The 12,528-nt window shown below is 66.3% G+C and carries 10 protein-coding genes; 5 read left to right on the top strand and 5 right to left on the bottom strand.

The features are described from left to right. Positions 1–457: 457 nt before the first annotated feature. Positions 458–1,723, top strand: coding sequence for an ectonucleotide pyrophosphatase/phosphodiesterase (locus tag BW38_RS11805; protein ID WP_032976055.1), 1,266 nt, complete (start codon positions 458–460; stop codon positions 1,721–1,723). Positions 1,724–1,805: 82 nt separating this feature from the next. Here the strand turns inward: BW38_RS11805 and BW38_RS11810 are convergent, their stop codons facing one another. Continuing rightward, the gene (locus BW38_RS11810; RefSeq protein WP_025879339.1) at positions 1,806–1,988 is read right to left on the bottom strand and encodes a 30S ribosomal protein THX; all 183 of its coding nucleotides are present in this window, start codon (positions 1,986–1,988) and stop codon (positions 1,806–1,808) included. Positions 1,989–2,098: 110 nt separating this feature from the next. Further along, entirely contained in the window at positions 2,099–2,512 is a 414-nt protein-coding gene (locus BW38_RS11815; protein ID WP_025879338.1) for a MerC domain-containing protein, read from the bottom strand. A gap of 133 nt (positions 2,513–2,645) precedes the next feature. Between BW38_RS11815 and BW38_RS11820 the strand changes: the two genes are divergently transcribed. The 4 genes from BW38_RS11820 (at position 2,646) to BW38_RS11835 (ending at position 8,561) form a co-directional block, all read left to right on the top strand. Then, positions 2,646–4,844, top strand: coding sequence for a TonB-dependent receptor (locus BW38_RS11820; RefSeq protein ID WP_032976054.1), 2,199 nt, complete (start codon positions 2,646–2,648; stop codon positions 4,842–4,844). Between the two features lie 303 nt (positions 4,845–5,147). Then, positions 5,148–5,714 (top strand): TetR/AcrR family transcriptional regulator, encoded by a 567-nt coding sequence (locus BW38_RS11825; protein WP_025879336.1) that lies wholly within the window; start codon positions 5,148–5,150, stop codon positions 5,712–5,714. Further along, entirely contained in the window at positions 5,714–7,387 is a 1,674-nt protein-coding gene (locus tag BW38_RS11830; RefSeq protein ID WP_032976053.1) for an MFS transporter, read from the top strand. Before BW38_RS11825 ends, BW38_RS11830 begins: the two co-directional genes overlap by 1 nt. A gap of 10 nt (positions 7,388–7,397) precedes the next feature. After that, a complete protein-coding gene (locus BW38_RS11835) occupies positions 7,398–8,561 on the top strand; it encodes an HlyD family secretion protein (protein WP_032976052.1) in 1,164 nt (387 codons plus the stop codon). Positions 8,562–8,700: 139 nt separating this feature from the next. Here BW38_RS11835 and BW38_RS11840 read toward each other — a convergent pair whose 3' ends face one another. The 3 genes from BW38_RS11840 to BW38_RS11850 form a co-directional block, all read right to left on the bottom strand. Further along, positions 8,701–9,186, bottom strand: coding sequence for a Fur family transcriptional regulator (locus tag BW38_RS11840; RefSeq protein WP_025879333.1), 486 nt, complete (start codon positions 9,184–9,186; stop codon positions 8,701–8,703). 34 nt (positions 9,187–9,220) lie between these two features. Continuing rightward, on the bottom strand, positions 9,221–10,624 hold the full coding sequence (gltX, locus tag BW38_RS11845) for a glutamate--tRNA ligase (RefSeq protein ID WP_032976050.1): 1,404 nt from the start codon (positions 10,622–10,624) through the stop codon (positions 9,221–9,223). 154 nt (positions 10,625–10,778) lie between these two features. Then, complete coding sequence (locus BW38_RS11850; protein ID WP_051584977.1) at positions 10,779–12,335, bottom strand: M20/M25/M40 family metallo-hydrolase; 1,557 nt, start codon at positions 12,333–12,335, stop codon at positions 10,779–10,781. Positions 12,336–12,528 lie beyond the last annotated feature (193 nt).

The raw sequence follows: 12,528 nt of genomic DNA, 5'->3' as shown, positions 1-12,528 counted from the left end.
ACTCCGTATAGTCTGGAAGGGTCGAGAGCTCCCCCGCTTGCCCAGTCTTATCACTGCGAGTGTCAGCTCCAGCAACTGTTCGGGCGGATCAAGGGAGATTCCGGCGTGGGCGCCAAACTACATGGCGATCGTCGAGATCCAGGCTTACACGGCGGCCCACGCCGGCTCTCGACACCTACGGTGCCAGATTCCAATCAGATAAGGCTTGGCCGCGGCATCCATGCCGCGGACACCCCGCAATCCGACACCGCCCCGCCTTCGACAGGTTCCCGGTGACGGCTTGATTCGTTCCGGTAGATCCACGCCATGCGTGGATGGAAGCATCCGTAATCTGTCTGGAGAAGAGCCCCCTTGTTGTTCAAGGGGGCGGGGAAGGTGAAATGCGTGGACACGCCAGCGCGCCACAGGCGCGATGGCGTGTCTTGGGTACGTCATTGCTGCGGATTATCATGGGCGGATGACTTCCGTACGCCTGACCTGCACGCTGGCGCTGCTGCTGCCCCTGGCCGCATGCACCACCACGCCTTCGCCTTCGACAACCATCGCTGCACCTGCTGCGGAGGCGAATACGCCGCCCGCCAGCCCGCCGAAGCTGCTGTTGATCTCCATCGACGGCCTGCGCGCCGATGCGTTGGATCGCGGCCTCACCCCGAACCTTCAGCGGATCATCGATGGGGGCGTGCGTGCGCGCTGGATGACGCCCTCCTATCCCTCGCTCACCTTCCCCAACCACTACACACTGGTCACCGGCCTGCGTCCGGACCACCACGGCATCATCAACAACAGCATGGACGATGCTGCGCTCGGTCGCTTCGCGCTGCACGACCGCGCTGCGGTGACCACCAGCGGATGGTGGGGCGGCGAACCGATCTGGGTCGGTGCCGAGAAGGTCGGTGTGCGCACCGCCACCACCTCATGGCCGGGCAGCGAAGCCGAGATCCAAGGCACACGGCCCAGCCAATGGCGCATTTACGACGCCAAGGAACCGCTGGAACAGCGTGCGCAGACAGTGCTCGACTGGCTGTCGCAGACCGATGCCGATGCGCCGCGCCTGACCACGCTGTACATGGAGCACGTGGACAAGGCCGGCCACAACTTTGGCCCCGAATCCAGGCAGTACACCGAGGCCATCGTGCATGCCGACCAGGTCATCGGCCAGGTGCTCGATGGCCTGCAGCAGCACGGCCTGGCCGACAGCACCAACGTGATCGTGGTCTCCGATCACGGCATGGCGTCGGTGCCGGAGGGCCAGGTGATCGCCCTCGAATCAATGGTTGACCCTGCCATCGCGCGCAACGTCAGCGCAGGCCAGTCGGTCGGCTTCACGCCGGAGGTGGGACGCGAAGCAGAGGCCGAGCGTGCCCTGCTCGGTCGCCACGCACACTACGAATGCTGGAAGAAGGAGAATCTGCCGGCCCGCTGGCATTACGGCACCCATCCGCGCGTGCCGGCCATCGTCTGCCAGATGGATGAAGGCTGGGACGCGCTGACGCGCGAGAAGATCGCCAAGCGCGAGCACGCCGATCGCGGCTCACATGGCTACGACAACGCGTTGCCGTCGATGCGCGCGGTGTTCGTCGCCCGTGGCCCTTCATTCCGGCAAGGCCTGGTGATCGACGGTTTCGACAATGTCGACGTCTACCCGCTGCTGGTGCACCTGCTGCAGGTGCCGGAAGCGGCCAACGATGGCAACGCGCAGACGCTGCAGAAAACCCTGCGCTGATCGCGGCGCCATGCCCTGGCCACGGCCAAAAAAAACGCGGCGCCGAGCGCCGCGTTTTTTTTTGGAGCGGTCGGTCGGCGGATCAGCCGGCCTTGGCCACTGCCTTCTTGGCCACAGCCTTCTTCGCCGGAGCCTTGGCCACGGTCTTCTTGGCAACCGGGGCGGCGGCGCCTACGGCGACCTTGCTCGCGGTGTGCGAACGGGCGTTGCCGTAGCTGGCGTTGTAGCGCTTGCCCTTGGCGGTCTTGCGGTCACCCTTACCCATGTCTTCAACTCCTCAAATGTGAAATCTGGTTACCCCGTACTGACACGGGTTCGGCGGGGCCGCCTTGCTGGGCGCCCCCGCGCACGATCGGAAAGCCTACCACGGAGCGCCTAGTGCGCGCAGCTGGCGTCATGCACGTGGCCGTGGTTCAGGCGCAGGTTGACCAGGTGCGCGATGCCGACCAGCAGGCCGCCCAGGGTCATCACTACCGCATGCGGCACCGCGTTGTGGTGCAGCGGGTCGTACAGCACGCCGGCCCACAACGCGACCAGGCCGGGAATCAGGAACGCCAGCGCACGCAGCGCACCGTGCCGCCGATAGCCCCAGACCAGGCTGAACAAGCCCAGCAGGGTCACGAACACCACCAGCGCCTTCTCCACGCCATCGCTGAGCCAGAAGGACAGGCCAAGCGAGGGGGCAGCGGCCAGCAGCAGCGGAATGACCGCGCAGTGCACCGCGCACAGCATCGAACCGGTGGCGCCGAAGCGATCGAGCAGGTGGCGCAGGCGTGAGGGCAAAGGCATGACTTCCAGCAGGGCGGCGAATCGTTATGGAATAATATAACATCGTTTCCCGACCCGCACGGTTCCCCTCCCCCTGTCCCGCCGACGGGATTCGTGCGCCACCCGATTGATACAATGTAACAAAGGACCGCCCATGCCCTCCCGTCACCCTCGCCTCAAGCCGCATTCCCTGGCCCTGGCGCTTGCTGCGCTGCTGCCCTCCGTCGCCTTTGCGGCCTCCGACGATGATTCGCATCGTGACCGCCACCTGACCGAGCTGTCCTCGGTGCAGGTCACGGCATCGCCGCTGCAGGGTGATGCCGAATCGCTGGCGCGGCCGGTTGAAGTGCTGGCCGGTGAGCGCCTCGATGAGCAGAAGGCCGGCACCCTCGGTGACACCGTCGCCAAGCTGCCCGGCGTGCAGAGCACCTTCTTCGGCCCCGGCGTCGGCCGCCCGATCATCCGTGGCCAGGAAGGTCCGCGCGTGGCCGTGCTGTCCAACGGCATGGGCAACATGGACGCCTCCACCGTCAGCGCCGACCATGCCACCAGCATCGAGCCGTTCCTGGCCGACCAGATCGAAGTACTGAAAGGCCCGGCTACCCTGCTGTTCGGCAGCGGCGCGATCGGCGGTGCGGTGAACGTGGTCGATGGGCGCATTGCGCGCGAACTGCCGGATCGCCCGCTCAGCGGCCGTGCCGAGCTGCGTGGCAATTCGGTCAACGACGAACGCAGCGGCATGTTCCGCCTGGACGGCGTGAGCGGCAATGTCGTGCTGCACGTGGATGGCCTGGTGCGCAATGGCGATGATTTCCGCATTCCCGGCTACGCGGTGATCGAGGGCCTGGAAGACCACCACGATGACCACGACCACGCGGGCGAGGAAGGCGAAGAGCCGCGTCGCGGCCGCCTGGACAACAGTTCCATCCGCACCCGCGCCGGTGGCGTCGGCGCCACCTGGCTGGGCGAAGGCGGCTACTTCGGCGCCTCGGCCAGCACCTACCGCACCAACTACGGCATCCCCAACGGCGCCCACGTGCATGCCGACGGCGATGGCCACGACCATGGTCACGACCACGACCATGGCGAGGAGGAGGAAGGTGAAGAGCACGACGTGCGCATCGACATGGTGCAGAACCGTTTCGAGACCAAGGCCGGCATCTACAACCCGGTATCGTTCCTGAAGAACGTCAACGCGCGCGTGGCCTACACCGACTACGAACACGTGGAGCTGGAAGCCGGCACGCCGTCCACCCGCTTCACCAACCGCGGCATCGAAGGCCGCCTGGAAGCGGTGCAGCAGCAGATCGGCGGCTGGGACGGCGCCTTCGGCCTGCAGTTCGGCAACAGCGATTTCGGCGCAAAGGGCGAAGAAGCGTTCGTGCCCGATACCGGAACCAAGAACATCGGCCTGTTCGTTCTGCAGGAAAAGCAGTTCGGCCCGTTCAAGCTGGAACTGGGCGGTCGCCACGACCAGGTCAAGCTGGACCCGACCGGCGACTACCGCCGCCGCAAGTTCGACGCCACCAACCTGTCGGCCGCCGGTATCTGGAAGCTCAACGATGCGGTCGACCTGCGCATCGGCGTGGACAGCTCCGAGCGTGCACCGACCAATGAGGAGCTGTACGCCGCCGGTGCGCACATCGCCACCCGTTCGCTGGAAATCGGTGATGCCAACCTGAAGACCGAGCGCGGCCAACGCATTGAACTGGGCATCCACACCCACAGCGAGCGCCTGGACTTCTCTGCCGCGATCTACCAGACCAGGTTCAAGGACTTCATCTACCTGGCCGACACCGGCATCACCGAGAGCCTGCCGGTGCGCACCTGGACCCAGCAGGACGCGGTGTTCAAGGGCGCCGAAGCCGAAGCGCTGGTGCATCTGTTCGAAGGCGGCGCCGGCGATTGGGACCTGCGCGTGTTCGGCGACTACGTGCAGGCCAAGCTGGACGGCAACGGCAGCCGTACCCTGGACATCGCCGTGCCGCACGGTGACCACAACCACAACTACAGCGTGGAACTGGCCAACACCGGTTACCTGCCGCGCATCGCCCCGGCCCGTGTCGGCGCCGACCTGCGCTGGGCGAAGGATGGCTGGCGTGCCTCGGTGGGCGCGGTGCGTTACAGCCGGCAGAAGGACGTTGCGCAGAACGAGGAGCCGAGCAACGGCTACACCCTGGTCGATGCGCACCTGGCCTACCGCTGGGACCGCAGCGACAGCAACAGCTACGAGTTGTTCCTGGATGGCAGCAACCTGACCAACCGCGAAGTGCGTCCGCATACCTCGCTGCTGAAGGATTACTCGCCGCTGCCGGGTCGTGGCGTCGCCTTCGGGATCCGCGCGTTCTTCTGATGAGGCATCCACGCATGGCGTGGATCTACTGACGTGCATCCACGCATGGCGTGGATCTACTGACGTGCATCCACGCATCGCGTGGATCTACTGAAGTGCATCCGCGCGTGGTGTGGATCTACTGACTTTGACGGCGGCATGCTGTCGTTCTCTCCCGGGGGGCCAGGTTGGCCCCCCGTCTTTTTTGATGACCTCGATCGACCCTCACGCATCCGTCACAAAGATGTGCGTACGACAACAAGCGGACAATCCCGTCGCCATCTGTCTCTCGCCATCCGGACATTTGTGTCCGAAAATGAAGCCATGACCACCCAACGTGCCGATGCCGCTGCCCGCCGAGCCCTCATCCTCGATGCTGCCGACCATGTGTTCGGCCAACACGGCGTCACCGCGCCGCTGGACCTGGTGGTCGAGCGTGCCGAAGTCGGCCGCGCCACCCTGTATCGGAATTTCCCTGACCGCACCGCGCTGATCCAGGCGCTGCTGCAGCGCACGGTCGACCGCATCCGCCGCCAGGTCGAGCAGCTTGGCGACCGCGACGACGCCCTGTTCGAGGTGTTTGAAGGCATGGCCCAGCGCATCGTCGATTCGCCGGCACTGGCCGATTACTGGCGCGCGGTCGATTCGGACGTGCCGGCCATGCGCACCGCACGCGAGACCGTGCGCGACCTGCTGGAAGCCCCCATCGCCCGCGCCAAGGCTGCTGGCCTGTGCCGGCCCGACCTGGAGAAGACGGATATTTCACTGATCTCGGGCATGCTGGGGGCGGCCCTGCGCGGCAAGACCCGCGATGAGCGCGCCCAGCTGGCCGGGCGTGCCCTGCAGCTGCTGCGCGGGGGACTCCAGGGAGCAGCCAGCGGGGAACGCTGATGGTGCAGCCGTACCTCAAGCCGGTTCCGGATTGGGAGGAGCACGAGAAGCCGACCATGCCCGGTTCGGCATCGATGCCCTGGCACCCGCCTTATCGGCGTGCAGCCTATGCACTGGTGTCGCTGCTGGTGGCCATCACCGGCGGCCTTGGCAACGCGCTGGTAACGGCCAACCTGCCCTTCCTGCAGGGGCAACTGGCACTCACTCCCACCCAGGGCAGCTGGCTGGTGGCTGCCTACGCCATGGTCAACGTGACCGCCAACCTGCTGGCCTTCAAGTTCCGCCAGCAATACGGCATCCGCCTGTTTGCCGAGATCGGCCTGGGGCTGTACGCGGCGCTGGCGGTGCTGCACCTGTTCGTCGGCAGTTTCGAGACCACCATGCTGACCCGCGCCGCCAGCGGTTTCGCCGGCGCGGCCTGTTCGACGCTGGGGACGCTGTACATGCTGCAGGCGCTGCCGCGGCGATTCACCGGCAACCTGCTGGTGATCGGCGTCGGCCTGTCGCAGCTGGCGGTGCCGATTGCCTGGATCGTCTCACCCGGCCTGGTCGATACCGGCCAATGGCACCAGCTGTATTCGTTCGAAGCGGGGCTGGCGCTGTGCGCGTTTGCCGCCGTGGTCGTGCTGAAGCTGCCGCCGGGAATCCAGGTCAAGGCCTTCGAACCGCTGGATTTCCTCACCTTCGCCCTGCTCGCGCCTGCCGTCGCCCTGCTGGTGGTGGTGCTGGCCCAGGGCTACACGCGCTGGTGGTTGAACACGCCGTGGCTGGGCTGGGCGCTGATCGCCTCCATCGTGCTGACCACCACCGCACTGATCATCGAACACTACCGGCGCAACCCGCTGCTGCAGATCCGTTGGCTGTCGACCCTGCCGGTGATGCACTTCATCGTCGGCGCCTTCCTGATCCGCTTCCTGACCACTGAACAGTCCTACGGCGTGGTCAACCTGATGCGCACGCTGGGCATGGGACCGGACCAGATGCGGCCGCTGTTCGTGGTGATCCTGGCCGGCGTGGTCACCGGCATCGCCGGTGCGTCACTGACCTTCGGCCCGAAGCGCCTGATTGCGCAGCTGTTGATGGCGATCCTGCTGCTGGGTGCCGCCGCGTTCTTCGACCAGCACCGCACCAGCCTGGATCGCCCGCACGACTTCTACATCAGCCAGTTCCTGGCGTCGGTTGGCGCCGGCATGTTCATGGGCCCGCTGATCATGCTTGGCATTTCCGCCGCGTTGAAACAGGGCGTGGACCACATGATCACCTTCCTGGTGACATTGTCGATCACGCAGACGCTGGGCGGACTGGCCGGCTCAGCCGTGCTGGGAACATTCCAGCTGCATCGCGAGCAGCTGTATTCCAGCGCGCTGACCAGCCAGCTCGATCCAGCCTACCCGGTGGTGGCACAGCGCCTGCGCATCCAGCAACAGCTGTACGCAGCGCAGATCACCGACCCGGTGCTGCGCAGTGCCCAGGGCAGCGCGCAGCTGGCGCAGACCACCCGCCGCGAAGCCAACGTGCGAGGCTTCAACGATGTGTTCACCCTGAGCGGTTGGCTGGCAATCGGTTTCCTGTGCTGGTTGCTGCTGCTGTCGCTGCGTACCGCCGTACGCAAACAATGGCGCAAGCGCCATCCTTCCTCCCCCGCTGCGGCTGCGACCGCGGCACCGCGCTGAGTCCACCGTCATGCCTCCCGTCCCGCCCCGTCCAGACGACACCGACGCTGCCGAGAACGTCACCCCGCCGCCGCCCACCGATGCGGCACCGGCGGCGACGCCTGCCGCGCCCGCCGCCGCGCCGAAGTACCTCAAGCCGAGTTCGCGCAGCGTGGTGGTGATGGTGGTGGTGGCCCTGCTGGGCATCGCGCTGATCCTGCGCGCCTGGCACCTGTGGCCGTTCACCAGCACCGTGATGGTGACCGACAACGCCTACGTGCGCGGTCAGATCACGGTGATGGCGCCGCAGGTGAACGGCTATGTGACCGACGTGCTGGTGAAGGACTTCCAGCACGTGAAGCAGGGCGAGCCGCTGCTGCGCATCGACGACCGCATCTACGCGCAGCGGGTGGCGCAGGCGCAGGCCACGTTGGACAGCGCGCGCGCGGCCCTGGCCAATTCGGACCAGTCGCAGGCGCAGAACCGCGCGCAGATCGCTGCGGCGCGGGCCACGCTGTCGGCCGGCCAGGCCGAACTGCAGCGCTCGCGCAACGAGGCCAAGCGTTACGAGGAACTGGCGGCGCAGCAGCTGGTGTCCATCAACGACCGCGACAAGTTCCGCACCAGCCAGGCCTCGGCGCAGGCCAGCGTGCAGCAGTCGCAGGCGCAGATCCGCATCGCCGAAGAAACCCTGGTCTCGACCCAGGTCTCGCGCAAGAGCCTGGAAGCGCAGGTGGAAAGTGCGCAGGCACAGCTTGAGCTGGCCCGCATCGACCTGGCCAATACGGTGATCCATGCGCCGCGCGATGGGCAGATCAGCGAGGCGAGCGTGCGCGTGGGACAGTACGTAGCCGCCGGTTCGCAGCTGCTGTTCCTGGTGCCCGATGCATTGTGGGTGGTGGCCAACTACAAGGAAGGCCAGACCTGGCAGATGAAGATCGGGCAGCCCGCCTCGTTCTCGGTGGATGCGTTCCAGGGCCAGGTGCTGCGCGGACGGGTGGAGCAGATCGCGCCGGCCACCGGATCGGAGTTCAGCGTGCTGCGCCCGGACAATGCCAGCGGCAATTTCACCAAGGTGGTGCAGCGGCTGCCGGTGCGTATCTCGATCAACGGGGACCAGGAACTGGCGGCGCGGTTGCGGCCGGGCATGTCGGTGATCGTGCGGGTGGATACCGCGACCAAGCCGATGGACTAGGGCGCCGGCCCGGTGGAGTCGAGCCATGCTCCATGCTCGGCTGCATTGTTATGAAATGGGGTCAGATCCCTTTGCCACTGGCAAAGGGATCTGACCCCAATCCCGAGGAAGCCGGCCAGCGGCCGGCACTGCCCTCGCATCAGCCTGCGCAGCGGGCGCAGAGTCCGTGTACTTCCAATGTCTGTGCCTGCGGTTGGAAGCCGAGCTCCTTGGCCCGCTTTTCCAGCTGGGTCACGATCTCGCGGTCTTCCAGTTCCACCGCGCTGTGGCAGCTGTTGCAGATCAGGAACGGCACCGAATGGGCCGCACTGCTGGGGTGGTGGCAGGCCACGAAGGCATTGACCGATTCCAGCTTGTGCACGAAGCCATTGGCCATGAGGAAGTCGAGCGCGCGGTACACGGTGGGCGGGGCGTCAGCGCCCACACCCTTGCCGTTGCGCACCCACTCCAGCAGCTCGTAGGCCTTGACCGGCTTGCCAGCCTCGGCGATCAGCTTGAGCACGTTGGCGCGGATGGGGGTAAGGCGCAGCCCGCGCTCGCGCGAGACACGCTCGACCACCGCCACGAAATCCGAAGCGTCGTGGACATGGTGGTGCGGGGCCGTACAGGCGGTTTTGGCGGACATGCGCGTTCTCCAGTTCGGGCGTGGGCCGCAGGGCTCAGGCCGTTGCTACCTTGGTGATGGCCACATCGATGCGTTTCAAGGCCTGCACGCGGCCGGCCAGGTACACGGTATGGGAAATGTCAGGGCTGACCTGGGTGCCGGTGATGGCCACGCGCAGCGGCTGGGCGACCTTGCCCATGCCCATTTCCAGCGCGGCGGCTGCATCGTGCAGGGCCACGCCAACGGCCTCGGCGGTCCACTCCGGCAGGGCTGCCAGCAGCTCGCGGGCCTTGCCCAGCGGCAGTTCCGCACCGGCCTTGAAGTGCTTGGCCACGGCCGCTTCATCGTATTCGTTCAGCGGCTGGTACCAGACCACGGCCTTCTCGGCCATTTCCTTCAGGGTCTGCACGCGCTCGCGCAGGGCGATCACCACGTCCACCGGCGCCGGGCCAGCGGCCACATCCAGGCCCAGCTTCTGCAGCTGGTAGACCAGGTGCGGCACGATCGCGGCCGGCTCCTCGGTCTTCAGGAAGTGCTGGTTGACCCAGCCCAGCTTGGCCATGTCCAGGCGCGAGGCCTTGGAATTGCAGTCCTTCACATCGAACAGGTCGATCAGTTCCTGGCGGCTGAACAGTTCCTGGTCGCCGTGCGACCAGCCCAGCCGGGCCAGGTAGCTCAGCAGCGCATCAGGCAGGTAGCCGGCGTCCCTGTACTGCATCACGTCGGCCGCGCCGGTGCGCTTGGACAGCTTGGCGCCCTGCTCGTCCAGGATCATCGGCATGTGGCCGAACTTCGGCACCGGTGCGCCGATGCCTTCGTACAGGTTGATCTGGCGCGGGGTGTTGTTGATGTGGTCGTCGCCACGGATGACTTCGGAGATCTTCATGTCCCAGTCGTCCACCACCACCGCGAAGTTGTAGGTGGGGTAGCCGTCCGGACGGAAGATGACCATGTCATCCAGCTCGCTGTTGGCGATCTCGATGCGGCCCTTGATCAGATCATCGAACACCACCGTGCCTTCAAGCGGGTTCTTGAAGCGGATGACGCGGTTCGGGTCGTCCCTGTACGGCAGGCCCTGCTCGCGGGCAGCGCCGTTGTAACGCGGCTTTTCCTGCCTGGCCATCGCGGCCTCGCGCATGGCGTCCAGCTCTTCGCGGGTTTCGTAGGCGTAGTACGCCTTGCCGTCGGCGATCAGCTGCTCGGCCACTTCCTTGTACCGGGCGACGCGCTCGGTCTGGTAGAACGGGCCTTCGTCGTAGTCCAGGCCCAGCCACTCCATCGCCTCCAGGATCGCATCGATCGCACCCTGGGTGCTGCGTTCACGGTCGGTGTCCTCGATGCGCAGCACGAACTCGCCGCCACGATGGCGGGCCTCCAGCCAGCAGTACAGCGCGGTGCGGGCGCCACCGATATGCAGGTAGCCGGTGGGACTGGGGGCGAAGCGGGTGCGGCAGGTCATGGAGGGCTCGAGGAACGGGTATCCCCCGATTTTACCAGCCCTCCGCCCCCTGCGGAAAAAGGGGACGGAGGGGGGCAAGTCACTATTGCCGCGCTCCCGGGAGAACGCCGATGCAGCGGAGGGGAAACACGACTTGATCCCCTCCGTCCCTTTTTCAGGGCTCGGGCTTGCGCGGGAACGGCTGCTCGCGCATGGCAGCGTGGTAGGCGAAGGAGGCGACGATGGCGGCGGCCTGCTTCAGGTCTTCCGGTTCGGCGTGGTCCCAGGTGTCCAGGTGGCTGTGGTGGACGTTGCTGAAATAGTCCAGCTTGTCCTGGATGAACTGGAAGCCCGGCAGGCCGATGCGGTCGAAGCTGATGTGGTCGGTGCTGCCGGTGTTGCGGGTGGCCACGGTGGTTGCACCCACGTCATGGAACGGGGCGAGCCAGGCTTCGAAGATCGGCATCGCCGCCAGGTTTTCCTGTGCGTAGATGCCACGGAAGCGGCCCGAGCCGTTGTCCATGTTGAAGTAGACCTGGAACTTGCCGTAGTCGCGGGTCTTCTGCAGGGCACCGGTCGGTTCACGCAGCGAGGCCGGCAGCGCCTTCTGCGCCGGGTCGGTGGGCTCGGGGAATCGACCGAAGTGCTTGGCCACGTACGCCTGCGAACCGATCAGTCCCTGTTCCTCGCCACTCCACAGCGCAACCCGGATGGTGCGCTTGGGCTTGGCGCCGCCGGCCTTGAGGATGCGCATGGCCTCCATCATCACCGCCACGCCGGCGGCGTTGTCGGCCGCGCCGGTGCCGCTGTGCCAGGAATCCAGGTGCGCGCCGATCATCACCACCTCGTCCGGCCTGCTGCTGCCACGGATCTCGGCCAGGGTGTTGTAGCCGGGCTGGTCGGCCTCGTCGGTGAAGCGTGCGGCCACATCCACGCGCAGGCGCACGCTTTGCTTGGCTTCCAGCGCGCGTACCAGCGGATTGAAGTGCTCGGCGATCATCGCCAGTTCGGGAATGCCGGCCGCTTCACCGGCCTTGCGCGAGCCGCCACCGGCCACGCGGATGATGCCGTTGTCCCAGCTGCTGATGCTGATCGAGGCCAGCGCGCCTTCTTCAACGAAGAATGCGTTGACCTTCGCCGCCAGCGCCTGCTTCTCCTGGTATTCCTTGACCCGCTTGGCGCGGTCGGCGGCCACGTCCTTGTCCTTGGGCAGGGTGAATTGCTGCAGGCCTTCCAGCGAGGTGGCGTCGTGCCGGTGCGAATCGGCGTCGGTGCCGCGCTTGTATTCGCGTGCCTCGCCCAGCAGCAGGATCTTTCCACGCAGCTTGCCGCGATATTTCTCGATGTCCTCGGGCTTCTTGATGTCCACCTGCAGCAGGTCGCCCTCGACCGGGCCGTTGGTGCCCGGCGTCCACGCCTTGGGCAGCGCATGCAGTGGCTGCACGCGATCGCCCAGCATCTCCACGCTGGCCGAGGTGAATTCCCAGCCACGGCCGAATTCGTCGAAGGCTTCGTCATGGACATTGTCCAGCTTCCATTCGCTGAACTTGCCGCGGGTCCAGGCGTTGGCACGCCCCATCGCCGGCGAATTGGTCAGGCGCGGCCCGATGCGTTCGGTGAGGTAGCTGAAGGTATCCATCACCTGCGACTTGTGGAACGCCTGCTGGCGGATCTTGCCGACCATGTCCAGGTCCACCGGCTCGCGCTGCTGCGCCACCGCATTGCCACCCATCGCCAGCGCTACTGCCAGCACGCCCCACTTCAGCCCGCTCCACGTCAACACGCCGCACCCCTGCCCTTCGGCTCGATCATCATCCGCTCGAGTCTAGCCAGCCGGGGCGCCCGGCCCCCGTCCCATCGGTCATGGGCATCTGGTAGATCCACGCCGTGCGTGGATGGCGCCTTCCCACCGAAGAGCGGTGCGG

The sequence above is a fragment of the Stenotrophomonas sp. RIT309 genome (assembly GCF_000632045.1).
GTDB classification, from domain to species: Bacteria; Pseudomonadota; Gammaproteobacteria; order Xanthomonadales; family Xanthomonadaceae; genus Stenotrophomonas; species Stenotrophomonas indicatrix.
The sequence above is the reverse complement of the archived record's forward strand: the minus strand, read 5'-3'. Positions and strand labels throughout refer to the sequence as shown.